27 protein-coding genes are annotated in these 26,917 nt (G+C 36.4%); 24 read left to right on the top strand and 3 right to left on the bottom strand.

Translation table 11 applies throughout. From position 1 onward, the window contains the following. Window positions 1–53 precede the first annotated feature (53 nt). A complete protein-coding gene (locus A5819_RS18355) occupies window positions 54–1,562 on the top strand; it encodes a primase C-terminal domain-containing protein (RefSeq protein ID WP_086353103.1) in 1,509 nt (502 codons plus the stop codon). A gap of 164 nt (window positions 1,563–1,726) precedes the next feature. Here A5819_RS18355 and A5819_RS18360 read toward each other — a convergent pair whose 3' ends face one another. Then, on the bottom strand, window positions 1,727–2,635 hold the full coding sequence (locus A5819_RS18360; RefSeq protein WP_086282225.1) for a helix-turn-helix domain-containing protein: 909 nt from the start codon (window positions 2,633–2,635) through the stop codon (window positions 1,727–1,729). A gap of 787 nt (window positions 2,636–3,422) precedes the next feature. Between A5819_RS18360 and A5819_RS18365 the strand changes: the two genes are divergently transcribed. The 9 genes from A5819_RS18365 to A5819_RS18410 all read left to right on the top strand — a co-directional run bounded on the left by A5819_RS18365 (window position 3,423) and on the right by A5819_RS18410 (window position 11,532). Continuing rightward, window positions 3,423–3,911: a hypothetical protein gene (locus A5819_RS18365; RefSeq protein ID WP_086282226.1), complete on the top strand. Its 489-nt coding sequence runs from the start codon at window positions 3,423–3,425 to the stop codon at window positions 3,909–3,911. Window positions 3,912–4,468: 557 nt separating this feature from the next. Further along, complete coding sequence (locus A5819_RS18370) at window positions 4,469–5,002, top strand: hypothetical protein (protein ID WP_086282229.1); 534 nt, start codon at window positions 4,469–4,471, stop codon at window positions 5,000–5,002. Between the two features lie 2 nt (window positions 5,003–5,004). Further along, the gene (locus A5819_RS18375; RefSeq protein ID WP_086282231.1) at window positions 5,005–5,211 is read left to right on the top strand and encodes a hypothetical protein; all 207 of its coding nucleotides are present in this window, start codon (window positions 5,005–5,007) and stop codon (window positions 5,209–5,211) included. Window positions 5,212–5,225: 14 nt separating this feature from the next. Further along, a complete protein-coding gene (locus A5819_RS18380; RefSeq protein WP_086282232.1) occupies window positions 5,226–5,498 on the top strand; it encodes a hypothetical protein in 273 nt (90 codons plus the stop codon). A gap of 317 nt (window positions 5,499–5,815) precedes the next feature. Beyond that, entirely contained in the window at window positions 5,816–6,016 is a 201-nt protein-coding gene (locus tag A5819_RS18390; RefSeq protein WP_086282299.1) for a helix-turn-helix transcriptional regulator, read from the top strand. Continuing rightward, window positions 6,006–6,305: a hypothetical protein gene (locus tag A5819_RS18395; RefSeq protein ID WP_086282235.1), complete on the top strand. Its 300-nt coding sequence runs from the start codon at window positions 6,006–6,008 to the stop codon at window positions 6,303–6,305. Before A5819_RS18390 ends, A5819_RS18395 begins: the two co-directional genes overlap by 11 nt. 83 nt (window positions 6,306–6,388) lie before the next feature. Then, on the top strand, window positions 6,389–6,712 hold the full coding sequence (locus A5819_RS18400; RefSeq protein ID WP_086353104.1) for a hypothetical protein: 324 nt from the start codon (window positions 6,389–6,391) through the stop codon (window positions 6,710–6,712). Continuing rightward, window positions 6,696–7,835, top strand: coding sequence for a hypothetical protein (locus tag A5819_RS18405; RefSeq protein WP_086353105.1), 1,140 nt, complete (start codon window positions 6,696–6,698; stop codon window positions 7,833–7,835). Before A5819_RS18400 ends, A5819_RS18405 begins: the two co-directional genes overlap by 17 nt. A 157-nt stretch (window positions 7,836–7,992) precedes the next feature. Next, on the top strand, window positions 7,993–11,532 hold the full coding sequence (locus A5819_RS18410; RefSeq protein WP_086282241.1) for an LPXTG cell wall anchor domain-containing protein: 3,540 nt from the start codon (window positions 7,993–7,995) through the stop codon (window positions 11,530–11,532). A gap of 281 nt (window positions 11,533–11,813) precedes the next feature. On the opposite strand, the gene A5819_RS18415 is transcribed toward A5819_RS18410, so the two are convergent. After that, entirely contained in the window at window positions 11,814–12,548 is a 735-nt protein-coding gene (locus A5819_RS18415) for a hypothetical protein (RefSeq protein WP_139843339.1), read from the bottom strand. Between the two features lie 135 nt (window positions 12,549–12,683). Here A5819_RS18415 and A5819_RS18420 point away from each other — a divergent pair, with 135 nt between their 5' ends. The 4 genes from A5819_RS18420 to A5819_RS18435 all read left to right on the top strand — a co-directional run bounded on the left by A5819_RS18420 (window position 12,684) and on the right by A5819_RS18435 (window position 15,226). After that, complete coding sequence (locus tag A5819_RS18420) at window positions 12,684–13,031, top strand: hypothetical protein (RefSeq protein ID WP_086282243.1); 348 nt, start codon at window positions 12,684–12,686, stop codon at window positions 13,029–13,031. A 21-nt stretch (window positions 13,032–13,052) separates the two neighbouring features. Further along, the gene (locus tag A5819_RS18425; RefSeq protein WP_086282245.1) at window positions 13,053–13,601 is read left to right on the top strand and encodes a hypothetical protein; all 549 of its coding nucleotides are present in this window, start codon (window positions 13,053–13,055) and stop codon (window positions 13,599–13,601) included. A gap of 55 nt (window positions 13,602–13,656) precedes the next feature. Then, window positions 13,657–14,754, top strand: coding sequence for a hypothetical protein (locus A5819_RS18430; RefSeq protein ID WP_086282247.1), 1,098 nt, complete (start codon window positions 13,657–13,659; stop codon window positions 14,752–14,754). Window positions 14,755–14,998: 244 nt separating this feature from the next. After that, entirely contained in the window at window positions 14,999–15,226 is a 228-nt protein-coding gene (locus A5819_RS18435) for a hypothetical protein (RefSeq protein ID WP_086282249.1), read from the top strand. Between the two features lie 166 nt (window positions 15,227–15,392). On the opposite strand, the gene A5819_RS18440 is transcribed toward A5819_RS18435, so the two are convergent. Next, window positions 15,393–16,013 (bottom strand): hypothetical protein, encoded by a 621-nt coding sequence (locus A5819_RS18440; RefSeq protein ID WP_086282251.1) that lies wholly within the window; start codon window positions 16,011–16,013, stop codon window positions 15,393–15,395. Between the two features lie 115 nt (window positions 16,014–16,128). Between A5819_RS18440 and A5819_RS18445 the strand changes: the two genes are divergently transcribed. From A5819_RS18445 to A5819_RS18490, 10 genes are read left to right on the top strand one after another with little or no spacing between them, the layout of a single operon-like run. Continuing rightward, the gene (locus A5819_RS18445; RefSeq protein WP_086282253.1) at window positions 16,129–16,506 is read left to right on the top strand and encodes a hypothetical protein; all 378 of its coding nucleotides are present in this window, start codon (window positions 16,129–16,131) and stop codon (window positions 16,504–16,506) included. A gap of 12 nt (window positions 16,507–16,518) precedes the next feature. Then, a complete protein-coding gene (locus A5819_RS18450) occupies window positions 16,519–17,388 on the top strand; it encodes a hypothetical protein (RefSeq protein ID WP_086282255.1) in 870 nt (289 codons plus the stop codon). A 5-nt stretch (window positions 17,389–17,393) separates the two neighbouring features. After that, window positions 17,394–19,685, top strand: a complete 2,292-nt coding sequence (locus A5819_RS18455) for a VirD4-like conjugal transfer protein, CD1115 family (RefSeq protein WP_086282256.1) — start codon at window positions 17,394–17,396, stop codon at window positions 19,683–19,685. Between the two features lie 21 nt (window positions 19,686–19,706). After that, window positions 19,707–21,614: a pLS20_p028 family conjugation system transmembrane protein gene (locus A5819_RS18460; RefSeq protein WP_086282258.1), complete on the top strand. Its 1,908-nt coding sequence runs from the start codon at window positions 19,707–19,709 to the stop codon at window positions 21,612–21,614. Window positions 21,615–21,621: 7 nt separating this feature from the next. Continuing rightward, window positions 21,622–21,945: a hypothetical protein gene (locus tag A5819_RS18465; RefSeq protein WP_086282260.1), complete on the top strand. Its 324-nt coding sequence runs from the start codon at window positions 21,622–21,624 to the stop codon at window positions 21,943–21,945. After that, window positions 21,929–22,519: a hypothetical protein gene (locus A5819_RS18470; RefSeq protein ID WP_086282261.1), complete on the top strand. Its 591-nt coding sequence runs from the start codon at window positions 21,929–21,931 to the stop codon at window positions 22,517–22,519. The genes A5819_RS18465 and A5819_RS18470 overlap by 17 nt, the downstream gene beginning before the upstream one ends. A 2-nt stretch (window positions 22,520–22,521) precedes the next feature. Next, window positions 22,522–24,441, top strand: a complete 1,920-nt coding sequence (locus tag A5819_RS18475; RefSeq protein WP_086282262.1) for a hypothetical protein — start codon at window positions 22,522–22,524, stop codon at window positions 24,439–24,441. Next, on the top strand, window positions 24,442–25,023 hold the full coding sequence (locus tag A5819_RS18480) for a hypothetical protein (RefSeq protein WP_086282264.1): 582 nt from the start codon (window positions 24,442–24,444) through the stop codon (window positions 25,021–25,023). Then, complete coding sequence (locus A5819_RS18485) at window positions 25,013–26,107, top strand: phage tail tip lysozyme (protein ID WP_176271516.1); 1,095 nt, start codon at window positions 25,013–25,015, stop codon at window positions 26,105–26,107. The genes A5819_RS18480 and A5819_RS18485 overlap by 11 nt, the downstream gene beginning before the upstream one ends. Before the next feature lie 19 nt (window positions 26,108–26,126). After that, entirely contained in the window at window positions 26,127–26,915 is a 789-nt protein-coding gene (locus A5819_RS18490; protein WP_086282267.1) for a hypothetical protein, read from the top strand. Window positions 26,916–26,917: the final 2 nt, after the last annotated feature.

The raw sequence follows: 26,917 nt of genomic DNA on the forward strand, positions 1-26,917 counted from the left end.
TGATTATTCAGTGTACTCGTTTTTTTATTACACAAATTGGGAGGTGTCCAGTCATGCAATTATCAGAGGTCTTAAGTCTAGTATTAAAAAATGGTGTCCGTAAATATAAATTCAAGAATAGCAAAGTCCGTCCGTTTAACACAAAACCAGAAGGCAACAAAGGCGCTGTTTTTGGGTTTAGATCTAAGGAAAATATGATCGCTTCTCGTGGAATTGTTCTGACTTCTGAAGAAGCTCTTTGGGAAAATGAAGATTGCTTTACGCACTGGACACCTAACGTATACAGCTACGGTACGTATGCTGATGATGGCCGCACGATCGTAAAAGGTCATGCTGAAGAAAATCTAAAACAGATCAATACTTTTATCATTGATTTTGATCGATCACCAGGGGAAAAACTCGATTATCAAATGATCCTTGATGCTGCACTCGATTTAGAATTGATCCCAACACTGATTTTAAAAACTCCTGGAGGATACCAAGCTTATTTTATTTTGGAAAGTGCCTGGTATATCTCTTCAAAGAATAATTATCAATCAATCGAAGTGGCCAAACGTGTGTCAGAAAATCTACGGAAAGCTTTTGCTGAAACATTGCCTTCAGTGGATCTCGGCTGCAATCATTTTGGAATCGCTCGTATTCCACGTACCGATAATATCGCCTATTTTTATCCGCCAATGACTAAAGATATGCAACAATTAATCAGTTGGTCGATGAAATATCAACCTTCACGTACTTATAAAAGCTCAAAATTGACATTGTTAAAACAGAAAGAGATCCGACAAGTCGATGAAAAGTGGGTAGATACATTGCTTAATAATCCTAAAATTGTTGGAACAAAGGGAAAGTTAGGCCGTAATAACGCTATTTATACTCTTTCTTTGGCTTACTATGCTTCTGGTATCGATCAAGACGAATGTTTCGATGTCATGGATGAATTTAATAGCAATCTGAAAATGCCTTTGAAAAATCAAGATGTTGTTAGAACTGTCAAAAGTGCGTATTCTGGACGTTTTCCAGGAGCCAACAAGGAGAAGGTATTAATTTTGCTAGAGAACTGGGGCTCAGAATCACTCTCTGAAGACCAATTATTTACTCAAAAATTTAATGGATGGTATAAACACAAAAAAGATCGATCAGAACGTAAAAGATCACACGTTGGTGAATGGAAAGCAGATATTTTAGAATACCTGGAAGCACAATGTTATCGATACCGACCAGAAATTGAATTGACTAAGAGTGAATTACAAGCAGCTGTACAATACCAGGATAAACCTATCCCAAAGAGATCACTAGACAAGGCTTTGAATGAGCTAAAAGCTGAAGGGAAAATTTACGTAGAAGTAAAGGCTGGCCGAGGTGGTGGGCTAGTTGTAGCAACAAGAAAAGCGCTGATCCGCACTGTAATAGTGGTGAATCAGCACGTCAAAAAGGCGTATAAAAACGCCATAAGAACATTTTTTAAAGAAGCAGCTATCCTAACCAAGATGCTTGAAACACCAGAAACAGGGAAGAAAATAGGGTTATTTGGTGAGCAAACAAATCTATGGGACACTGGCTAAATTAAAACATGCACACTGCCAATACATTATATCTAGGATACTTCCCCTTAGTTTTCGAGAGTGTTGAGTAGCATGTATACTTTTATACTCTGTCGATTTATTATTTTACAGCAGGGGTGTGTATCGGATTTTTATTTTTAATGGTTGTCATACCCCTGCACGGACTACTCTCTAACTACCGTTCGTGGATAGTTGTTGTTATTCTGGTATTCTTTAGGGTTATCTGTAAGTTTATTTAGGTCAGTTTCAAACTGTTTGGCAGTTTGTGGATCGCCTATTGCATACATTAATTTTATTATTTCTCTAGCTTGTGTGATATATATTGTATCTTGTTTTAGGAATCGTAGAACGACGTTTTTATGATAAAGAATGTTTAACCGTAGATAGTAATCAATAGAAAAATCCATAGTGTTTTCTGCTATCTCTATGTATTTCATTGCTGTTTCATATTCTAATTTGTATATACAAATTGATATAAGGTTAGTCATCATATGGTTAGCATATCTTTTTAGTGAGGGTGTTCTTTTTTCAGGTAGGATGACTGGATACATTTTATCCATAATTTTTATGCGTTCTTTTAAGGGCAAATGTGTGATTATGTTCATACCAATTTGGTAATCTTTTTGTGTAAAGAATGATTTTGTAGTTAAATACTTTACTATAAATTTTTGATCTTCTGCAGTGGGAGTACCAATTTCTGACAAAATAGAGCCTAAATGTCCTTTTATGGAAAAATAATAGGTAAGTTCATAGCTATCCATTTTTCCTAACTCTTTTTTAGGGAAAAAGTTTGTTAGAAGCTTTTCTTTATTTGTTTCATCATCAGTATCGTCAGCAAAAGTTCTAAAAATATCGATGAACTTCTGGTATTCGTTATCCATATCGAAGAATTGAAATAATTCCTCATGATTCATACCAAATCTGTCTGCTATTTCTAGGAGTGTTTCAAGTTTAATTTGTCTTTTACCACTTTCTATTCTTGAATAAGTGGAATGGGTTGTATTACTTAACATATCACCTTGGGAAATGTTCAATCTGTTTCTAATAAATGACATGGATTCAAAAATGTTCATACTATTCTCCTTTATTTTGTGCCAAAAAAGCACAAAAAGTACGATTATTTATTAAGAATTACTTAAGAAATGGTCGAAATTTTAATGATTTGTTGCTATGTAAGGTTTTTTATTGTGCCAAAAAGGCAAATAAGTTTTTATTAGTGTTTACTTTTCATTTTCACATGATATACTTAATGCAAGAAACGTTTCATACTTAGAAGACGGAGGGATACAGATGACTTTAGTGGCTGTGTTAGTTGCAACAATTTCAGTATTTGTAATAACTGGCGGATAAATATTGCAAAATAAAAAAGTGTATGCTACTGTTTAAGCATGAAGTAAGAAAAAGTTAAACTGACTTTAAGAAGTTAGCGAACAACAATTAAAGAGCCCGTTATAATCCCTTCCAAATGAAGAGCGACCAACTCATTCAAGAGGTCAAGCGGAATTATAACGTGAGCAGATCCATGTATATGTCACATGAACCTGTCAGGCTCCTAGTTGCAACTAACGTCACAACGTCTTATTATAGCAATTCTTTACAAAAATTAACAGGGGAATAAGTGTTTTTCTGTTAAGGTATAGTTCTACACATTCAATTATTTAACTCAGTAAACCGCTGCTGTATTAAATTAAAAGCGTATTTGTGTAGAAGTGTATCAGTAGTAAATGGATTTATAATAAAAAAACGGGTGTGATAGTTGCAATTTAAGGGGTGAGATACAGTAAAATGTGTCTCACCCCTTTTTTGTTGTTCGTTTGTTCGTTAACTTGTCAAAGTGAATAGGAGAGGAGAGATATATTTATGCCAACGACAATCATGACACCAGAAGAAGTGTTGAAATACGGAAAAAGAGTGATTCTTTTTCAAAAAGGGAAAGGGAGGCACAAAGAAGAATTTGTCATACAAGATAATCGGATATTCCAACAAGCTTTTCTGTTTATCGGGGACCGAAAACATATACAGAAAACAAATCCAGTTGAGATTATGGATATTTACGATCAAATTGAACGTGTGTATTCACAACAAAGAAAAGGTGTGTTAATTGCACGACGATCAGGTAATTATGCGAGTAATCAGAAGCGACTGTTACCTCTGAAGAAAACAGGTAAGGGAATGGGCGCAACATTACAGGGCGCTCAGTTAGCTAAAGCAGCTTATACGTTGATTTGTGAAGAGAACCAGCCAGATGTTGTGAAAAGACGTGCGCAGCAACGAATAAAACAAGCAAAAAAAGAGAAAGACGAAAAGATACGACTTAAACAAGAAAAAAAGCAACTCCAAGAAACGTAACCATGAAAAAATTAGCCTTTTCTTATTTGCTAATTTAAAACAAACGAATTAGCAACACATGTTTCAGACAATTTTAGACTTTTTTAGAGCTAACTCGAAAGCTTATGAACTTAGGTTGAGAAGATAACTAAAACAAGCCACGATGAATAATTATCGATTGTTGACTAGTTGATCCAGGTAGAGGAAGCAAGACAACGCCTATTTTTAACCGATAGGATGGAAAACTGAGGAAGAACGAAAGAAGACGAAACCTATATGTCGGTGTGCAATGACCGCCCTGTTTATCAGCGTGACTACTAAGGGACAGGGGTTAGAACTACAACAGTAAAAATGTCACAATACACGGAGAGAATGATCTAAGGATCATTAACTTGCTCAGGCGTACGAGAGGTTCGTATGTCGTTTCCGAGAGTTTGGGGTGAACGGATGCTTTTAAACCCTGCGACAGCAACACTATTGCGTAACAAAAAAACAAAAATTAGTAAATAAGAGAAGGCTAATGAATTTTAGGTGTCACACCCATTTGAATTGGGTGTGACACCCGAAGGGGTGAAACAATGTCAAAGACAGAAATGACTAGGGAGATAGAAGCTGCCCTTTGGAAACAAGCAGTCAAACAAGGTGTTTATGGCTGTTTTGAGGTAACGATTGGCGTTGGCTGGTCGTTTAATGGGATTGTAGATTTTATTACGTATGATTCATACGGGGAATTTCGTTGCTATGAAATAAAAACGAGTAAGGCTGATTATAAGAGTAAAGCAAAGTTATCCTTTGAAGGTGATTTCAACTATTATGTGATTCCTGAAGAATTGCTATATAAACTCAGAAAAGATGTTGAAAAAGAGCTTAGTGAGAATGAATGGAATAGAAATAAAGATAATTCCAAAGCCTATGACGAGCGAATGAAGAATAGTGGAATAGGCCTAATCACCATAGATAATCGTGGAAATCTTACAACTCGTATAAAACCTAAGAGAAAACATCTAAAAGCTATGCAGCGTTCAAACTTATTAGAAAGCATGGTTCGATCACAATCTAGGGAACTAATCAAATTTTATAAAGTACCTAATTGTGGATATTGGGAATACTAGTTATGACATCTGAAGGAGTGAAGATTGTGACTTCTAAAAAGCGAAGGTATATTACTTTTACGGATCAAATGGACGAAGATTTGGCGTTTCTCCTGGATAAAAAACGGAAGGAACGCAAGAAAGCAGGCAACAATCGTCAGTATCACGAAAAGGATATGCTTGCTGAAGTATTGCACCAGGCACGAGAAGTAAAAGAAGCTTTTGGATAAGAGGGAGAGCAAGAATGAATGATAGTAAAAACGAATGGAAAAAGTCGTTGATTGAGTTTTTATTTTTATTTGTTATTTATGAGACAATGTTACTTTTTGGAGCATTTATACTCATAAAAATGATTTTTGTACAGTCGCTCAATCTTCCAATTATTGGCTATATGTTTGAGAATGTAAAAGAAAGTATTCAACAACTGAGTTTCATAGATTTTTTGCATAAAGCGAAAGGAATATCCGTGCTGCTTACTTACTTTTCTACTATACTAGCTTTTGGATCAATTGAGTAAAGACGTCATGGTACTAAGTAGAAACTATATTTTTCAGGAGGGAGAATTAACAATGATATACTTTTTCACTTATTTCATAAATACAGTAACTTTTTTTCTACAGTTTTGCCTTATTTTATCCATGAATCAGATAAATGAGAGACTATCTACATTCGACTCAGCTTTTCTAGTAGTTACTTTATTATTAATGATATTTAGTTTGTTTATGGCAGGAATCACCCTAAAAGGATTATTGATACAAAGAATAGAACAGGAGGCGAGAAAAATTGTCAAAAAGAAATAGTAGTTTTGAATCAAGTATCCATGTCTATCGAGCAATGCAGCGAATGACTCAACAAGAATTGGCCGATAAAGTAGGCGTATCACGTCAAACGATCATACAATTAGAGAGGAACCGCTACAATCCGTCACTACTATTAGCCCACGATATTGCAGATGTTTTTGAAGTACCAATTGAACAACTATTTACGTTTAGTAAGATCCAAGAAGTAGAAGGAGAAACAGATCATGAGTTATAACTATTATTATTTTGAATCCCCCTACAAAGCCTGGATCATTGCTACTGAACCAGATGAAGTGGTTGTCGCCTATCAAACAACTGTTTCAACAATTCAAGATGGTGTGTCATTTGAGGCAGTGAGTGATTTGGAATTTTTAGAATCATTTGCAGGAACAACAACAGAAGAAATGCCTACGATAGAACGTGGGTTGACAAATGCAGCACTAACTATAAAAGATTGTTTGTTTGATTTAGCTCAAAACAATAGAACCGCAAAAATATTAGCTGTAGATCAAGCATTGATATAGAAAACACTTGATAAAAAGTGAGTAATAATTTACGCTTGTAGTATCAACTCGACTCTTCGTTTCCTATAGAAAAGAGGGAGAATATGGATAATCAAGAACAAAAAGACCTTAGATGGAATGAACTGCTTCTTTTATTAGATATAGATCCAGAGTGGTTCAAAAAGCCTGATACAGAGCGTTACAAGCAGATAACGAGATTAGGTAGGCAGATTTATGAACAAAGTGAAAAAAGTAATGTGAACAAAATTGATGAACAGAAATATAGAACGTTAATCAGTTATGGTTTTACACTAAAGCAGATAGCGACTGAATTTCAAGTTTCTGAGCACACATTATTTAATTGGCGAAAAGACAAAGGGTACATAAAAACAATAAAACGGAGGAATTATAATGAAAAAGTTAACTAAAAAACAACTAGGATTGATTGCTGCTGTTGTTTTATTAGGTGTAGGTGGTACTTATGCTTATGCGCAAAATCAATCAAGTGTGAAGGCTTCAGAAGCCAAACAAGAGGTCAAAGACACAACAAAAAAATTAGAAGACTTAAACAAAGAGGTCGCTGCTTTATATGATACCAAAGATCCTGACTTCTTAGTAAAAGGAATTAAAGCCAAACAAATCAAGGATTTAAAAGAAAAAATGACAAAAGTTGACACGATTAAAAAAGACAAGGAACTTTCAAAAAAAGAGTATGTAGCCTACGATAAAGAAGTAAAAGCAGTCAATGACAACCTAGCTAATGCAACAAAAAAACTGAATGCTTTGGTTGATATCAACGGTTTATTCCAACAAACACAAACAGCTGTGGCAATCAATGGATCTGATGTAAAAAAAGACTTAGCAATTGCGGATGATCTTAAAAGAGAAACAGTTGAAAAAGTCAGTAAAGCTTACTTCAAGGAAGGCGCAACAAAAACCTATGATAAAACGATCAATGAACTACTTGCCAATGCAGAAAACCAACTCAACCAAATCGATAAAGCCAAAGTAGAAGTCGCAAAAGTCTATAAAGAGGGAAAAGTAGTCTCTACTGACAATAAATTATATGACACTGCTAAAGCTGAAACAGACAAGATCAAAAATGAAAAAGCAAAAAGAGCATTAAGTGATCAACTCGATAAAGTCAAAACAGATATCGATAAACAAGCTACTGAAGATAAAGCCAAAGCAGACGAAACAACAAAAGCTCAAGCAGAAGCTACTTCAAACGCCAATCCACAAGCAAATAATACGAATGCTGCACAGACTTCAGGGACTCAAGGAGCAACAGGAACTGAAGCAGCACCCGTTGAGAATGGCTATACAGGGAACAACGGCGGTTATGTCGCACCAGAAGCACCAACGAATGGTGGCTACACACCACCTGCAAGCAATAGTGGTTCAACAGGTGGCGGAAGTACACCTGCACCACAAGCACCGTCTCAACCGTCTAATGGTGGAGGTGGACGAGGAGAAATGACACAAGAAGACTTGAATCAAGCGGAAAAAGATGCCGCAAATGCTGATTGGTCAGATTTCTTCCCTAAATAATGAATATAATACTGTAACGAAAGAAGCAACCAGAAATATTTTGGTTGCTTCTTTTTTGTTCTATAAAGGAGAGATCAACATGATTCGTATTCGTTCCCCTTAAAAGAAACGTGAAATATGCACGTTCTTCCCCAATTTAAGTAGAAGGAGAAAAGAAATGAAGAAAAAAAGAATAAAACATACACTGAAACAGCGAATGAAACAAGTCGGCAGCTGGTTTGGATTGTTGCTGTTACTAATAGGTGGACTGGCAGGACTTCCACCTTCTGGAAGTGAAATAGCGGATGCTTTAACCTTACCAGAAGGGGCAACACAAGTTGGGACAATCAATAATGCCCCTGTCATTAAATCACCAACCGATAATATGGCCAGTCAAACTTTTCAAGATATTTTAGCAGGACTTTTAGAAGGTGCTGGTAACCCTACTTACATTATTAATCAGGCTGCTTGGGGTTCCTCCACTAGCCTAGCTAATGGCAAACCTTTATCAAGCATTAGCTCTGCGGCAACAACAATCCTCGGAGCGGATGGCTTCTTGCCGAATGATTCAGCTATAGAGATTCCTGTAGGTGGAAAAGCATTGATTCGTAATGTAGGGACAGCGCTTAAACCTTCTGATGGTACGCTTGTACCTATATCATTAGGAATTACAGTTAATAGTGCCACTGAACCAGACGGCACACCTTATGAAACAGTCTTAATGGGAGCGAAGTCTCAAAATAGCGTGATTACGCTAGGTTGGGGGTCTATCGTCCGAGGGGGATCAAACACAGGTGGTGGACAAACAGAAGGTGGAGCCGCAGGTGGAGAGTCTTCAGATGGAACCTTGATGGGATATATCGAGTCTATCTCTTATACACTTACTTTTCTCAATAGCGATACAGGACAGCCACTACCACAAAATGATACGTTAATGCCAATCAAAAATTCCGATATTGATGCGAATCAACTTGCAACTATGGGTGGTGAAGGGGCTTTAGGATACGTACTATCACCTGATACGGCGTTGACTCAGGTAGGCAATGGATTCCGTTCCACGTCTGATGGCGCAATCAATGAGGATTCCTCTGATTTAACGGAAAATAGTTATGTTGTACTGAAAAAATACAATAACAATGCCGTACAATATAAATACATGGACGGTGCAGGAAATCACTTGGATATTGTCTCTGGTCACTTTGGCAATACGCCTTTTAAAATCAGTGAACTTCTAGGTGGCTTCCTTGAAATCAATAAAACCGTCACTGGTTTTGGAAACAAGCCTTGGAATAGCAACTATTCATTGGACAAATTAGTCTTTGATGTAAAAGACAAAGACGGAAAAGTCTTAGATACAATCAAGCTAGATAAAAATGGGTACGGTAAATCAAAACGAATCATGAAAGGAAATTATACGGTTGTGGAACGTTCGACAGGATGGTCAGCGACAGGTCAAACGGTTCGTCCAAATGAAAGTACCATAATCAAAACAGGAGAAACGACAACGCTGAAGCTAGAAAACAAACCTGTTGTCGGTCAAAATACTCTTCAAAAAGTGGATCAAGACACTGGAAAAGCACAAAACGGAAAAGCAGATCTAACGTCTGCGATTTATCAGCTGTTCTACAATGATGATGCGACAGGTTCTTCTCCACATAAAAAAGGTGATCCTGTTAAATGGAGTGACAAACCCGCACCAAAACTACTCACAGGTGAAAAAGTAACGAGTGTTTTAGTTGGTGGGAAGACAGTGAACTTTGGCGATGCAGTCGCATTAAAAGTGGACAAAACGTCCTTGCAAGTCTCTGTTGGCAACCTAGCATTAGGCAAATACACATGGAAAGAAATCGATGCAGGTGAAGGCTACACAGTTGATCCAACCAACCATGATTTTGAAATCAAATACAAAGACGAAAAAACGGAAAACGTGGTTACGTCTGACGTAACGTCAAAAGAGCGTGTGATCGATGCTGCACTCAAATTAAACAAGAAATTTACCTTACCAAACAATGAAGGTTCTTCAGGGTTCAATGATATTGAATTTGTCGCTACTCCATTAGAGGGAACAGTTGCTGAACCAGTTACCATGATTACAGGTGTTGATCCAGTCACAGGTGATGATGGCTATGCTTTTGGGAACCTGGTATATGGTGATTGGGTACTAGAAGAGAAAAGTGAACCAGAAGGTCGTGCAAAAATCAGACCGATTTATATTCGTATGACGACAGATCGTGAAAAAGATCGTCTAACAATTACTGCTAGTTATGAAGAAGATCCAACTAAACCTGTATTCTCTAAACGTGAATATGCATTACAAGACAGCAGCTCAGAGAAAAATCCAAATAGTCAAGGGACAGTTGGAAGTGTGACAGCTGAGAAACCAACAATCAGCTTGTCTACGATCCACTTGAATAACAATCCTGTGACACCAGAAGAACCAACACCGCCAACACCACCTACAAAAGATGTCACAAAAACAGATGGTGGGGAATCAATCAATGAAGGAAATGTGGCATTAAATTCCGATTTCTTTTATGAGTTAAATGCAAGTATTTTGAAACCAAACCGCAAAGACACAACAACTTGGACGATTCATGACGATTACGATGAAACATTCGATCGATACAATGGTTGGTTCAAATTATACGCAACAACAGACTTTGACACTTACAAAGCAGGGGACGAATTACCAAATGAATTCGTCAAAGCAGAAGATAAGGACGGCAAGGTCTTATTTACTGCTCAAAAAGCATTCTTAGACGTTGTAAACAAGCATAAGGACAAAGAGGTAGGATTTAGTATTCATGCTTCTTTCTACCGCTTCAAAGACTCTGATAAGGTACTAAACACTTTCGTGGAAACAATCAATGATCTAAAACAGGATTCCAACGAAGTTGTGACAAAAACACCTAAACCTGAACCACATAAGTTTGATTTATCGAAAGAAAAGGTTGATTTAACAGGAAACAAACTTTTAGATGATGATTCAGAAATGAAGGATCGTTACGAAGACTCAAATAAAGATCCATACAACGATAAGACAGACAACAACGAAAAAGAAAATATCAACACGACTGAAGTTAAGCCAGGACAAACGCTTGTTTATCAATTATGGTTAGATACCCGTCCGTTTGACCAAACCAGTAAACTAACGTCATTAAAAATGGTGGATACGTACGACAAAGCTTCTTTGACCGCTGATCCTAAAACGGTTAAAGTCTACAATGCCAAAGGTGAAGACGTGACCAAATCCTTTAAAGTAGAGGACAAAGACAAAGGATTAGTGATTGCTGCGAATGTATTCAAAAAAGCGAAAAACTCTAAAGGGGAAGAGGTATCGATCGTGGATACTGAAAAAATTCCTTTAGGCCAGATTTATAAGATCGATGCGCCAATGACCGTGAAGAAGGATGTTAAACCAGGAATCGATATACTCAACACTGCCGATCAGCAATGGCAAGATTCCGATGGAACGAAAGATCACCACATTACGGAGAAGCGTGTGAATAAAACAGCTAAAGCACAAGATCCGAAAAAAGAAGAACCAAAAAATCCAGTTGAAAAAGTAGCTGACAAAGTATTACCACATACTGGCGATAGTCCAACAAGTATTTTTATCAAAGTATTAGGTTGGGTTATTGTTTTAGGCAGCATTATCTTTTTAACAGTTCGATCAAAAAGAAACAAGCAAATTGTAAATGATGAAGAGCCGTTCTAACGAGTGGTTCTTCTTCGTATATTATTCACTTTATAACTTTTAAACGACTATTTTGGGAAGAGGGAAGACACTATAGGAAAAAAGATCAACCCGACACTGACAGAAATGGGGAAAGAGAATGAGGAAAATTTTGGCTCGAATTTTGGAAAATAAAGGAATGAAAAAAGAATATCAAATCAAAAAACAAGATAAACAAAGAAAAGAGGAGCTTTTCGTAAGAGATAGTCATAATGAAGATAGTTCAAAACAAATAGCTTTACAACAAAGCTTTGGGAGGGCGACTAAGACTGAGCAATATAAGAATTATATAAAAATTGGTGGTACTCAGACTTTCCAAGAATTTTATTTTTCCAGTTACGGCGATTATTACAGTTGTCGTAAAAATAATTCATATCACATAAAAAAAGAAAAATGTCTCGACTGAAGCTATCAAGGAAAGAGTTAGGATTTTCTGAAAAGAAATGTTCAGTGAGTGCATAAGCTTGGAGATATTTGCCTCCGTTTTTAATTGCAAACTCAACACGATGATTTCCGTCAATAACTCTACGATAAGGATAATGAAATGTCGGAGAAAATATAAGAATAGGTATATAGGAAAAATTACTGTAAGTATTTGTAACGGAATAAAGGATCTGTTCCGTTGAAAACAATTTTTGTTGATTTTTAGAGAGGTAGAGATGTTCACTCAGAAACCAAGACAGGTCAATTGTTATTGGGTTTAGTTGATGTTGAAAAATACATTTTTCTACGTTGTCTATATGGATGGCACACCATGCGATAAAGCAAGAACCAAATAAGATTCTTATTGGAAAATGTTCAGTGGTAGTTAGATCAATTTTGTTGATTTCTTCATAAGATTTTTTCTCACTAACTATTATACGCTCTTTCCAACTTAGTAAGAATTTCTCTTGAATTGATTTTTTTTTAAAAAATTGGTATTGATTAAGTGTATCAAATAACCTGTTCCAATCGATTGTGTATGGAATTTCTTTTTTTGCAACATAATTTATTGGCATGTGATAAACCATTCCTTTAATCATTTTTTTTAGTATATCATAATGCTTCCTACTAAGACGAAATAAGTAAATTATAAATGATGAAGAGCCGTTCTAATGAACGGTTTTTCTTCTTTTTTACCAGGGGGTGAATGAATGGGAGTTATTGCATTTAAAGAAGAGAAAAAGAAAAAAAGTTTAGCTGTCAGAAACGTCGATGTTATTTTAGAATACAACGACACTCAAACACGGTTAAGAACTATCAAATTAAACGCAAATAAGGTCATTGAAATGAGAGAAAACCAACTATTAGGCAAGGGGAAATTACAAGAATACACTGAAATCTGTTTAATCCATGCAAAAAAAAGGTTGTGTATACCGATTGTACAAGGTAGTGGCCGTTATTGTGATCATGATAACGGCGGACTACGTTTTTCTGTTCCGAATGATGTCAGAATCGCCAAAGCAGAAATGCATAATTGGCATTTAAAAATGTTCAAATAAGTAGAAGAAAAGGGGAAGGCAATGTTTCCAGTCAGAAAAAGAAATGAGTTGTTTTATGGTAATGGTAGCTATATATCTTATTTTATGAGTGTTTATTATGGATCTATTCAACTATACACTATTTTTTCTCTAGCAATCAGTCAAGCAGATTTAAAGCAATTCAGTTGTAAGTACCCAAAAAGATTAAATACTGTTGAGTTTGGAAAAGAATCTTGCGGCTTAGGAGAACAGTTTATTTACACAAGTGATTTATATAAAAATGTGAGAGAATCTGATAGCTTTGAAGAACAAATATCAGAAAAAACAGAAGTGATTTTTTTGAATCATTTAGACGTTGAAAATGATTATGATGAAGGATTAGTTACGTATCTTATTTCAACGTATGAAGAAACGAGCATCATTATTTTTATTGAAGATCCAGAAAAACCGTCATGGTTAGAACGTTTACTTTACCATAGATTGTCTGGCTCGTATTTAGATTTTGTTTATTCAAATCGTCTTGGGCGAGAGTACCCAATCGATACTTTAGTACGATTTCAAGACTTCTTTCTCAAAAATTTGATTACTTGATGTAACTATTTTCAAACTTTGTTATAATGGTAGAAAAAGTGACTAGGGTGAAGACATGGCAGTACAGAAAGCATTTGCTTATCTTTTCGTCAATGGCACATACCAACTCATCAGTGCTGTAGAAGCTATTGACAGAAGAAGTAGTCAAAAAAAGTCTATCTACTATGACAGTAAAAATGAGGATAAACGAAGAGTATTTGTCTCGAGAAATAAAAAGACGCCTTCTTTTCATTATTATCGAACCGAAAAAATTGAATTTTTGGATAAGTCAAAACCAATGACAAGGGAGCATCGATTATTTCAAGAAGGTCTAAGCAAGATCAAGAGAATAAAAATAGCCCCATACAATAGAAAAGAAAAAACGCCTACAGTTCTCTACGTTAAAGAATGGCATGTAGAATATAAGTTAGAAGATAACAGGACAGGAAAATACTTTAGAATTGATGCTTTAGCACAGTTAAATGGTACGTATCCATTTTCTTTATACTACGGTTGGAATAGTTGTTTGGCAATAGAAGTAAAAGTGACACACGAAGTTGATGATTTCAAAAGCAATCAATTAGGAAGAATTGGTGCGAAAATATTTGAAGTGAACGTGCCTAAAAAGATAAAAAATCTGATAACAGAGAATTATTACTATTCAGATCAAGAGTTGGTTACATGCATTGTAGGTGAGCTAGAGAAAGAATCAACCATTTTGTATGGGGAATTTATTAATCGAGCGACTATTCTAGAAGAATATGAAGAAAGGTATATTAAAATGGCTAACTTTGAGCGTGAGATTGAGCAATTAAAGGAAAATAAAAATCAAATACAAAGCGAATTGACGGAGTTAGCAACAAAGCTAACTCTATACCAAGAAAAAAAAGAAGAACTCTCTGTTACTTATTTTGGTTTACAAGAAAAAATGAAGGCTTGTGAGTCAGAACTTAATAGACTTCATATAGAGTTAGAACAAGCTAGAAAAGCAGATAAAGAGGAATATAAGACTAAAGCAGCAAATTTAAAAAAAGAAAATGAAGCTATGAATCAAAAATTTCAAAAGATTAAAAACTTTTCATTCTTTGATCGATTCAAATTTTTATTTGATGGTGAAATCATTGATCAACTAGAGGAGAGTGAACAGTCTGAAAGTGATCGTAAAATCTTTTGACAATATAGATAAATACAAAAAACAAGCGACAGACTTTTAAATAAGTTTGTCGCTTGTTTCCTATTCTTTTATGTAGAACTGAGAAGGGAAATAGAGATGAAGCTAAACTTTCTAAATTGGCTTAGTGGAAGGAAACAGATAAATGAGCCATTGATTATTGTGGATTCAAAAACAGAATGTGGTAGTAAATTTTCTACTGAGGAATTTTCTAAAAGTAAACAAGAGAACAGAAAGGAAGTAAGAAATGGCAAAAATTAGTAAAAATGAATTAAGTCGAGCAAAAAAACGAGCGGAAAAGACTGCCCAGGCATTAGGTGAAGACTTGGATCAACAACTCTACACGTTCTATGAAGAGTATAGCGATAGTAAGTATGAAGCTATTTTAGATCAGGTAATCGAATCGAAGGCAAAACCAACAACTGGTACAAACAACTCAAATCGATTACCAAATAATCAGGGGGAAACGAAGTGATAGAAGGAATAGTGATTGTTGTGTTCTTTATTCTATCGTTGCTATTTCTTGCTTATATACGCATTAATGGCTACACATTGGAGAACTTATCTATTTTTGGACGGTTCTTCTCATTCCTTATTTTAATGGTATGCATTTATATACTGACAAAAATATGGATATGGAATTAGTTTATAAGATAAGTAAAGAGAATAGAAATAAGAGATGAAACTACTAATGATATTACGAATACGATTAAAATACGGTAGAAAAAATAATCAATAAAAAGCAGTAGACTAGCATATCTTTTGTAAGTGTGCATACCATAAAACAGTCGATACTTATAACTGTGCTTAGGCAATCCGACTATTTTTCTATCATCATTAAGTTGTACAAAATAATATTTTGAAAAGGCTTGGAAACTAAATCTAAAATTTGCTAAATCAGATATATCTCGTGAATCGGCGTATTTTTCACCGTAATATATGCATTTTTTTAGATTGATTACAGAAGAATCATTTAAATAGAAAATGATTTTAGGATCTTGTCTAATGTAGTCAAGAAATGTTTTTAATCTATCAAGAACATAAAAAAAAGTAGGAAGATCGTCGTTATTCTGAAACAGATGAATCTCTAAAGATTCCTGAAATTGACAATAAAGGTTGTCTATCAAATATTCAGCTCTCAATTTCTTTCTTCTGTAATTAAAGGAGAACAGAGCTGAAATTATTTCATGAAAAAGCGTTAGAGTACCTGCTGAGACAAGTAAATAGATAACGTTTGTTAAGCTTAATTCAAAAGAATCCAAAATGTCCCCCCCTTTTCTATTGGTATGTTTATTTTAACAAAAAAAATTTTCAAATGATAGAAAGGTATTAAAATATTCATCAAGTCAGAAATAAAAAATTGGAGGAATAAAACAAATGAACTGGATGAAACAATCTATTAGAAAACTGAAAAAGAAGGCATCAAATTATTACAAACAAATCTTAGCGACAGAATTGGTTGCTATTTTCATGAGTGGAACACCTGCACACGCTGCCGCATTTACACCGCCTCAAAACTTTCTGGATGGGGTGCAATGGGTCATATTAGCTGGACAATTTATCTGTGTCGTGTATGCCGCAATCAAGTTATTTCCAGTTGGATGGGCGTTTATTAGTAATCGCCAACAAAAAGTGGAAGAAGGAAAAGACGGTGTTATGAATATTGCAATCGGCATTGCAATTGTTTTTGTAGGATTATGGGCGTTAAAAATGTATGTTGAATCAATTGGTGGGACTTACCCACTACCAATTTAAAGGAGGAATAAAATGACTGTCTACGCTGAACTACAAGCAAAAATACCATTAAAAGCACAAGTTAAAAATCGAATCAAAGTTCCGAAACGGCTATCTCTTATTGAATTAAATCAGCTATTAGAAACCTTAGAACAACGCTGTCGGTCAACAAATATAACGATTCCGTTATCTCTTAAAATCATAGAAGAGTCAGTGACAGGAGCAACAACTATCTTTTCGAATGATTGGGTTTTAGCGGCAGGAAAGCCAACCAATATATTGGCTCTTATCAATTATGCTCTTACCGAATATTATCCTACTACACCGCAAGACCAAAAAGATTTACTTTTAAGTAAGATCGAAGACGGATTGAACGAGCCAGAAGTAGTTTCGTTTGAAGTGAGTAATCAGAAAAAAGAACGAAAAGAAGCACAACAACAAGGGAAAAACATTTTGGATTTAGCTGTAGAATCAGAAGTACCCGTAAAAGCTCCAACAAAAAGCTTATTTCAATCTTTATTTCATTGGAAAACGGCTGCACCACTTATCCTATCGTACATTGGATTATCGATTGTGTGTGTGGTTCTTTCTGTTGGAACGGCAATGTATATGGTTACAGCGAATACAACAGTAGGACAACCGACAACGGCACTTGCCCAAACAGAAACTAGCACAAACTCAGCTTCGGTTATTTTACCGTTTACTGTCCATGAAAAGGACAAAAAGGAACAGTTGCCGATCACGCTTCATTCGTATATGAAAGTCGATCAGTTAGCTGTTGTAAAGGGATCTACTACGGCAAATAAAGAACTAGTATTCAAAAATAAAGACGGGAAAACGATTGGTGAAACAAAATCGGATGCTAAAGGGACGTTTAGCATTGAATTAATTGAAGGGACGTAAATTAAGTGAATAAACTTCATAGACAGGGAAAAGCGATTCTTGCCAGTATTTGGGTAAGAACGCTTTTTGTTTTATTAGTCTTTGTATTGGTGACAATCGGTTTGAACGTCCTCATTAATCTATTTCATTTTATACACGCACAGGTATCCCTAGTGAAAACACTAGGGATAGGTGCTGTAGGTCAACAATTGGAACAGGCAAGTCATAACTGGTTGGTCTTTTTGTGGTTTCCAACGATCCGTTTTTCTGGTGAAGGGATTTTGTTTCCTGAACAGCTGTATTATGTTGTCGCCTATGGGCTGACAATCAAAAAGACGTGGCGAAGAGTGTATGACATGGAACGATCGTATGAAAATATCAATAAAGGATCAAAAGGAACGGCACGTTGGACAACACAGAAAGAAATGGACGAACAGTATAAGAAAGTTCCTTTAACTGGACGATATGAAGGGTTATCAGGTGTACCAGTCGCAAGTGCTCCAAATGAACATGCGGTATATGTGGATACGTCGGTGACCAATTCCAAAGCTGTGGCGGAGACACAAACAGGTAAAACCCAAACGTTCTCCTATCCATTAATTGATCTTGTATCCCGTGCGATGATTCAAGATTCTATGATTATGAATGATATTAAAGGGAATATGTTTCGTGGAACAAGGAGACCCTTAACTCGTTTGGGCTATGATGTCTTTTGTTTCAACCTTTTACTACCTGATCTATCTATGCAACATAATCCATTAGAGGAAATTAAGCAGGAGTACTTAGCAGGGAATATCAACCGAGCGGAAAAGCTCACAAAATCGTTTACCTTCAAAATTTATCACAATAAAGAAGCGAAAGACCCTGTGTGGCAAAAAGGCGCACAAGCAGTTGTTAGTGCAGCGATTCTCGCCATGTGTCGAATGGCAAAAGAAATGAATCAAACCAAATATATCAATATCCCTTCTGTCTATAACTTTCTTCAAGTATTGGGGAAAGTTGATGAAGAGGGCAATTATTTGATGGATCGTTATTTTGCACAACTCCCTGCAATGTCTCCAGAGAATATTCAGTACGCTATTTTCAAAACAAGTGAAATGAAGCAACGATCTAGTTTTATGATTTCCGTTTTATCAGAACTAGTTGTATTTATGGATTCAAGCATTTCTGAAGTGATTGTTGAAAATGAATTTGATTTTAGAGAACTTGGATTTGGAGAGAAACCAGTCGCGTTGTTCGTGATCTTTCCTGATTCGGATGATAGTGATTATACGCTTCTGTCCTTATTTTATAGTAGTGCGTTCACAACGTTAGCACAAGCAGCAACGAAAACACGAGAAGGAAAATTGCCTAGACGTGTTCGGTTTATCTTTGAGGAAGCCATGAATGTCCCGGCAATTGAGGGGCTTGTTCGTGGATTGAACGTCAATTTGGAACGAAATATCATGGTTCACTTCGTGTACCAATCAGAAGCACAGGTCGTTGAAAACTATGGAGAACAACAAGCTGCGGCGTTGCGTGCCGCATGTGGGAACAGTTACTACATTTTGAGCCAAGATTTAGACGATACAGAGATTTACACCAAGCGTTTAGGAACAAGTACGATTATTACCTACAATCGTGCAGGAGACTTTTTGGACGTGGATAAGAGTTATACAGAAATGGAAGACGGTCGAAACTTATTGATGGTTGACGAAGCGATGCGCTTACGAGAAGGAGAATGGATTCTTTTGAGAACCAAACATCGTAGGGACAATCAAGGGAACCCTATTACGCCGTATCCAATCAGAGCTAATATTGACGATAAAACAGAAATGCGGTTCGCCTATTCCTATATTCCACAGTATTTTAAAAACGATCAAACATTGGAAGAAATAGGAAGCCAACGAAAAAATAAAGATGAAATAAATATTGAGGACTACATTTTACCACCTAACTACTTAGAACAAAAAATACTTGTAGACGAAATAAAAGAAGCAGTATCAACTGTTGAACAACGGGGAATCGATCTCAACAATAAAATGAAGAAAAAGCAAGAAGAAGCAGCTCTAAAACAAGAAGCAGAGGAGAAAAAGGCGATGGAAGAACAAGTAGAAGTTACAGCGGAAATGACAGCGTATGAAGCAACGTCGATTTATAGTGCTTGGTCAGAAGAAAAAAGAGAGAAGATTTATGAAGAAGCTGAACGTGTTTTACCTGACGATCAACTGATTGCCTTACGTCAGTTTACAAAAGTTGAAAATTTTGATCATTTTATCATGGTCAATCGTGATAGTACCGACTATCAAACGCTCTTCTCTTATATTCTGGAGGAGTAAGGAGGATGAGGGGGAAAGAACATGACCGATAAAGAAATACTTTCGTTTTTAGAATCACATAAATCGATCCTGAAAATTGCTGGAATATTAAAGAATATACTCAGAGAAATCGGGTATGAAATTCTAAAAGCTTTAGCAAATCTTTGGGACATATTGGCAGGGAGTCAAGCAAAAACATTGGATTTGTTAGATTTTACGAGTTATCCCAAACTAGCAAAGTTCGTCCAGGATTATCAAGTTCTTGGTATTGCAATAGCAGGTATTTGTGTTGTAGGTCTAGGTTTTTTCTTAATGAGGGACAAAGAAAGTGACCTACAAAAAATAATGACCAATATTTTTGTGGCGACAATTTTGTTTATTGCCACGCCGTTGTTTATTACGAATTTGAATCAGATCACCAAAGGGGCGGCAACAAGCATTTTAGATGATACGAACCCAGCAGGGGAAGTGTTCTCACAGAATGTGACAGACTTATTTAAAGTGAACGAAGCCAAATGGACAGACGATTGGTATGAACAAACAACCATTATAAATGCGCCTGGTCAAGAAAATGAAACACAGTTTAAATCTAACTATCCAAACTATTTTGGAGAAGGCGATGAAAGTTACAAAAATATGAATATTACAGAAGTTATGCCAGTGGGTGACTGGAATGTCTATAAAGAATCCGATACCTATGAGCTTACGAAAAAAGCAGAAAAAGCTCTACAATACAAGATCGGTTATATAAAAGGAACAGCTGTACTATATAAGCTAGAAGATAAGTTTTTGAACGTAAAAGAAGCGTATTATCGCTATACATGGAATCCGTGGGTTATCTTCTTTACTATTACAGCAGGACTGATTATTTCAGTTTTTCTTATTTGGAGATTGGTTCACTTGGAGATGGAGCTAGGGTTTAGTGGTATTTGGGCGCAACTTACGTCCTTTACTGATTTGCATAGTGGTAAGCGAAACATTCAACTTATTCAAACAATTGTCAATTGTTCTGTCGTGATTGTGGCAATCTTCTTATTACAGAAGATCAACATATTGGCATGGTTGTACATTGATACGCTAGATTGGGATACTCCGTTAAAAGTACTAGTAAAACTAGCTGTAGCTGCATTCATTGTGAATGGACCAAATGTGATTGAGCAAATGTTTGGCATTGATAGTGGAACGAGAGGCTTTATGCAAAGTGTGACAGGCGCTGCAATGGGACTGAACTCCATGATGGGACTTGGTCGAAGTGCCAAAAATAGTGCGAAATCACTTGGCAAAGCAGGTGGAAAAATGGCAGGAGCTGTTGCGAATGGTACACAACGAGGGGCTTCTGCAATTGGTGAAGCAGCAAGTAATGCAGGGAAAAGTATTTTCAGTAAAGGAAAAGAAGCGTCTACTAATGCTATGACGAAATCTATGAACAAAAATAGGAATAAAAAAGCTGAAAATTACGGAAATGAAAATAAAAATAATACACACCAAAAGGAACAATCAACTGATCCTAGCCGTTTAAGCAAACATACACGGAGCGATACTAAAGGATCGTCGTCACTTTCGCCGAAATCGATCTTCAATCGAAAGAATGCAGGAAATGGCGCTTCTACACCTAAAACGAATACAGCAGGTAAAACAGGAGTAGCAGGTGGCAATCGTACAGCTAGAAACATGTTAGCCAATCGGACACATACAGCCGCAATCAATCGGAATCGTCAGACTGCTTCGTCAGCAAGACCTCAAACGAATGCAGGGAAATACCTTCCTACAGGTGGCAATGTACCAGGCTCTATTTTCCCTAAAGCAAACTTCAATTCACGAAGCATGAGAAGGGATCAACAGCGATTAAGTGATGCGTTGCAATCAAAACGTCCACACAATCAATCACGAGCGCAAATAAAAGAATTTGCACGTCAAAATAAAGAACTTCTTAGAAGTGGAAGAGGGTAGAAAAATTATGATCTATGTACCACAAGAGTTGCGAAAAAAAGTGACCACAAAAAAAGGACTAAGCGGTTTTGACGTAATCGCTATTTTTTTAGCCCTTGTTTTTTCTTTAGTTGTTCGGGGATTTACCTATGGTTTTTTACAATATCTATTTCCTGTTTTCTTTACAGGTGTTGTGATTTGGTTGGTGTTGCCTAGTAGCGATGATTACCGAGCAAAGAATTTTCAAGTGTTAATACAAGCACTAAAGTTCAAAAAAATCGTATATGTCCCTGTCCCTAATGAACGGAAACGGATTCGAAAGGAAGTGCCAACGAATGGAATTGACCTTTAATGTGTCAGAACAGAAGAAACAACTAGCAGAAATACAAGGGAAGCAATCAGTAAAAAAAGAAGTCCATGTGCCAAAAACAACAGATGCCTATCCAGTCGTAGGTATGACAGACGATCACATGGTTGTAACGAATTTAGGCGCTCCTGAGTATTCACATTACATTCGAGTTGTCCCTAGAGACTTAACGTATCTGACGGCAGAGGAATATTACAAGTTGAAGAAATCCTATTGGGATTTTCACAAACAGTACAGTGAATCGTTAAAAGAAATCTTCTTGCCGCTGAATGAAGAAAACAAAAAGCAACAGGAATATGTCCAATATAAATTGAATCGTGCAACGGATGCCTATGCTGTTCGGGAGTTAGAAAATGAATTAATGAAGCTGAAGGATATCGAGCAGTTCTACGTCACCTTTAGCTCATTTGTCGTGATCTATGGCAGTACACCTGAAGAGCTGGCAGATCGATTCAAACAGTTTTTACGTGTTGGGAAAGCTTTGTTTGATAACAAAGTTATGAACCGACAAGAGGTTGAGTTGTTATTAGCAAAAATTAATAATGTAGGAGGCGTTTAAACGTGGGGGTACTGAAATTACGGACAACGAAAGAAGACACAAACAAACAGTTTATTCTTGCGACACAGCCACAAGGTGGCATGGCCTTTAATGGCGAACATTACGCTCAGTTTGGTAATGGCTATCGTGCCACGATACATGTGGTCGATATGCCGTCTGAATTAGCTGATTTTTGGTTATATCCACTTGTTAGTAAGGAAGGCGTGATTGCAACAGTCGATTATCGCCAAGACGAAACCATTGATTATGATGCAGAAGTCACAGAAACAGTTAATTTAGTCGATTCACAAATCCAAAAAGCAACAGGAACTGAATTAACAGAGTTGGAAAAAGAATACTCTATACTGATTGATCTTTCTCAAAAAATGTCGAATCAAGGAGAAACAATTAAATTTGCGGATATTAAGTTATACATTCACAAACCAACACTAAACGAACTGGAAGAGAAAACCAATGATATTATTACAAAATTGAAAACATCGGGTTTCACTGCCACACCGTTTTTGGATCAACAAAAACAAGACTGGCAAGGTTTGTTTGTCAGTTACAAAAAGCAACGGAATCGGGAATTGATCAAGCGCTTCGGCTTAGAACTTCCTAGTGAAGCAATTGCGGAAGGGTTTGCACACAATCAGACTTATTTACATGATCCTACAGGTTTTCCAGTTGGACACACACAAACAGGCGGTATGGTCTATTTCGATCAATTCCATAAAGATGCAGATCGTCTATCCTATAATATGTTTTTATCAGGAATGATGGGATCAAGTAAATCAACTACATTGAAAAAGTTAGCAAAGGATCAACTTGCTCGTGGAAATTATGTCTTTGGTTACGATAAAACAGGTGAATTTAAAGATTTTACAAAGAAACATAATGGATTATATCTACTCGTTGGGGATGAAAACGAACGGATAAACATGATGCAAATATTTCCTACTGTAACGGATGATTATGGTGTTGTGAATGAAGATGCTTGTTTCACGAAACACCTTGAGCTTACATTGGATCGTTTTGATATTTTGTCACGATTCTTGAATGAGACCATTAGAGACGAAGTCAATAATATTTTATTAGACTTTTATAAAAAGTTTGGGTTTTATAATGGATCACCTTTGCACATGTCACAGTTAGAGAATTGGGAATATCCAACGCTTGAAACATTCGATACATGGTTTTCAGAAAATAGGGAACAGTATTTTGAAGAGAGTTTTGATGGGGCTAAATATCTGCGTACATTGTTGAAAAAAATCATGAACAACTATCGAAAGTTGTTAGTCGGGCATACAACATTTCGAAATTTGACAGAGACAAAATGCAACTTCTTCGATATCAGTATGATTAATGACACGATGACTACCGTGTATGATTGCTTGTTTCACTTAGTGAATACGTACGTAACAGATACTTGTTTAGGGATTGGTCGGCAGGAAAAACGTGCTTATGAAAATAAAGAAAAAACGTGGTGGGAAATTACGAGATGTTTAATCATAAACGACGAGTGCCAAAACACCTTAAATTTGAATAAGCCCTATGCGACTTCTTCTTTTGCGATTGGAATGTCAGAGGGACGTAAATTCTTTATTGGTTATACGATAGCGACACAACTGATTGAGCGCATGTTTCCTAAAGTGGATAACATTGCTGATCCAGTGATGGCACGAGCTGCACAATCATTAAGTGAATTGATTGGTTTATGTCAGTATAAATTCTTCATGAAGCAAAGTGATACGTCCATTCCAGTGATTAAAAAATACTTTGGTCATCACTTTAGGGACGAGGATTATTTAGACATGACCGATTTTCAAGTAACACCTGAATCTGGCGCAAAAATGATGCTTGTGGGCGCAACTAATAAACCACTAGCAATGTATTTTGAAGTGAGTCAAGACGAGCTAGATATGTTCAAAGGAGGGGCATAAGTGAAAAAAGAACGGATTAAAAAAAGACAGTTGTTCATGTTATTTGCCTTAGTTGTCTTAGTAGGTTCTCTTTATATATTCAATTCACGAGCAGGAAGGTCAACGAATCTTCCTGCTTCTTTTGTTCTAAAAGATTCCTCTACGGAGTCTACAGAGGAGAAGACAACGGACATATCCTTAGAGACGAGCGGAAGTAAGTTAACTAGTACTTCTGGTACAGATTCTTCCAGTAAAGAATATACGTCAACGTACAACGGCGAACAAGATATTGCGGCAAAATTCGCAATGAGTTATCTTTCATTTTCAACGGATTCGATCTCTTCCGTTAAATCTATCATTGATCCTAGCTTACTCCCTAAGTTAGAGAAACTTAAAGGAGAGGAACAAGAAATAGAAAAGCTATCGCTACTTGATAAATCAACAGTAGACGGATTAAATATCTATGTTTATGAATTTAAAGCCGCTTTAAAAGACAGTAAGCACACACCAAAAACAGGAAAATTATTTGTCATTATGAAGCCTAGTGCGACGGATAAAGAGACCTCTCTAGTCAATGATCTGGAGTGGACTTATGAAACGTAGATTGATTTTGTTTCTATTACCATTCCTAATTATTGGTGGCTTTGCAGGGTTAATTGTCATGGTTGTCATGCAAATAGCAGGTGTCCATTCAAATGAAGTAGCCAAAGGTGGTACTGCGTTTCAACCTACGACACAAATTGAAATGAACGCCAAAGAAGTTTTTGATGATGTGATTGCAAGGGGCGGCACTCCTGAATTTGCTTGTGCGTGGTTAGGAAATTTTGAATCGGAAAGTGGCATACGTCCTGATCGGATTCAATCAGATCTTGCTTACAATAAAAGTATTGCTTACTCTAATGCAGGAGGTTATGCGTTTGGCTTAGGTCAAATGGATGGTGGTAGACGAGCAAACATGTTGCGCTATGCGGACGAACAAGGGAAAGACTGGCGAACAATTCCCCTTCAAATGGATTATATGTGGAACCATGATGGAAGTGATTCTACATTGATTCAAACGTTAAGCAAGCAAACAGATGTAGAACAAACAGCGATTGATATTTTACAAAAATGGGAACGTGCAGGAACAAAAGATAATCCAAGTGAACAGGCTGCACGTAAATTGGCTGCACGTTCATGGTATTCTCGTTTGGTCGAAGGAGTAGGATTTGAAGGTGGAACGGGAACAGAAAATGGCGGCATAGCAAGTGGGGAAACGATCCCTGACAGCTATAAAAATTTAGTGAAACATGCGTTGCCAAATCAGCAAGCTATGCGTACAGGATATCCTGGAAATGGCTATGCACTTGGAAATTGTACTTGGTATGTTTACAATCGTTTCGCTCAACTAGGCAAGCACATTTATGCCTATTTAGGAGACGGTGGCTCATGGGGAAGAACCGCAAACGCAAATGGATCAAGAACCAGTTTGACCCCAACTCAGCATTGGGCAGTAAGTTTCCCACCTTATTCAATGCCTGGTCTTAACCAATATGGACATGTGGCATATGTCGAGTATGTGAACTCAGACGGAAGCTTTCTCATTAGTGAAATGAACGTGCGCGGAGAGTATTCCATGAACTGGCGAGTGATTACAGACCAACAAGCAAAAGATGCGGGTCTTGTCTTTGTCTCTCCTCAAAATTAGATGATAAGGAGCTAGTAGAATGAAATTTAAGAGTCAAAATAAAGTGAATAAAAAATATCGAAAGAGAGCCGTGTTTATTGTACTTGGGTTTCTTTTTTTCTTTCTTACACCAATTGTGATGGGACAAGACAATACAGCAGAAGGGACAAAAATAGGCACAGGTGTAGAAGCAGGTGCTAACACTATTTATCTACAAAAAGCTACATACTATGAAGAAAATAATCTTTTAGAAGTAGCTTTATTGTCTCAAGACAAAACCACTAGTGGTGGAAAATTTAATGTTGATGTTGTTGCAAAAAATGAAAAAAATAGAAACTATGATACTAAAATCGAACAAATAAATGAGAACTATGTTGTTCTGTTTATTCAAAATGTCCCGTCTGATTTTAAACGTGTTCGTTTAACAATGACTGATAAAGCAAAGGATAAAAATTCATTTGATTCGGCTGTTGAACCACTGTTTATTAGCCAAAAAAATAGCCAACCAGATACTCAGTTTGTCGCAAAAAGTACGTCAGATTATCAAAAGGATTATCTGAATGGGTTGATTGGTATTCAAGAAACCTTCCTTGACTCTATCGATAAGCAGATAGCGGAATACAAGAAACAAATCAAACAAATAGAACAATCCTCTTCTGATGTGACCGCAAATGTTGAGTTGATGACAGGGGAAGAAAAGAAACAAGCAATGGAAAAAATGAAACAAAATAATACACAAATTGATCAGTTGAACACTCAGATACAAACGAAAGAAGACGAAAAAGAACGTTATCTTGAGAAGATTAAACTGCTTGAAAATGCACAATAAAA

Origin of the sequence: Enterococcus sp. 7E2_DIV0204 (genome assembly GCF_002140855.1) — a bacterium.
Taxonomy (GTDB): Bacteria; Bacillota; Bacilli; order Lactobacillales; family Enterococcaceae; genus Enterococcus_L; species Enterococcus_L lemimoniae.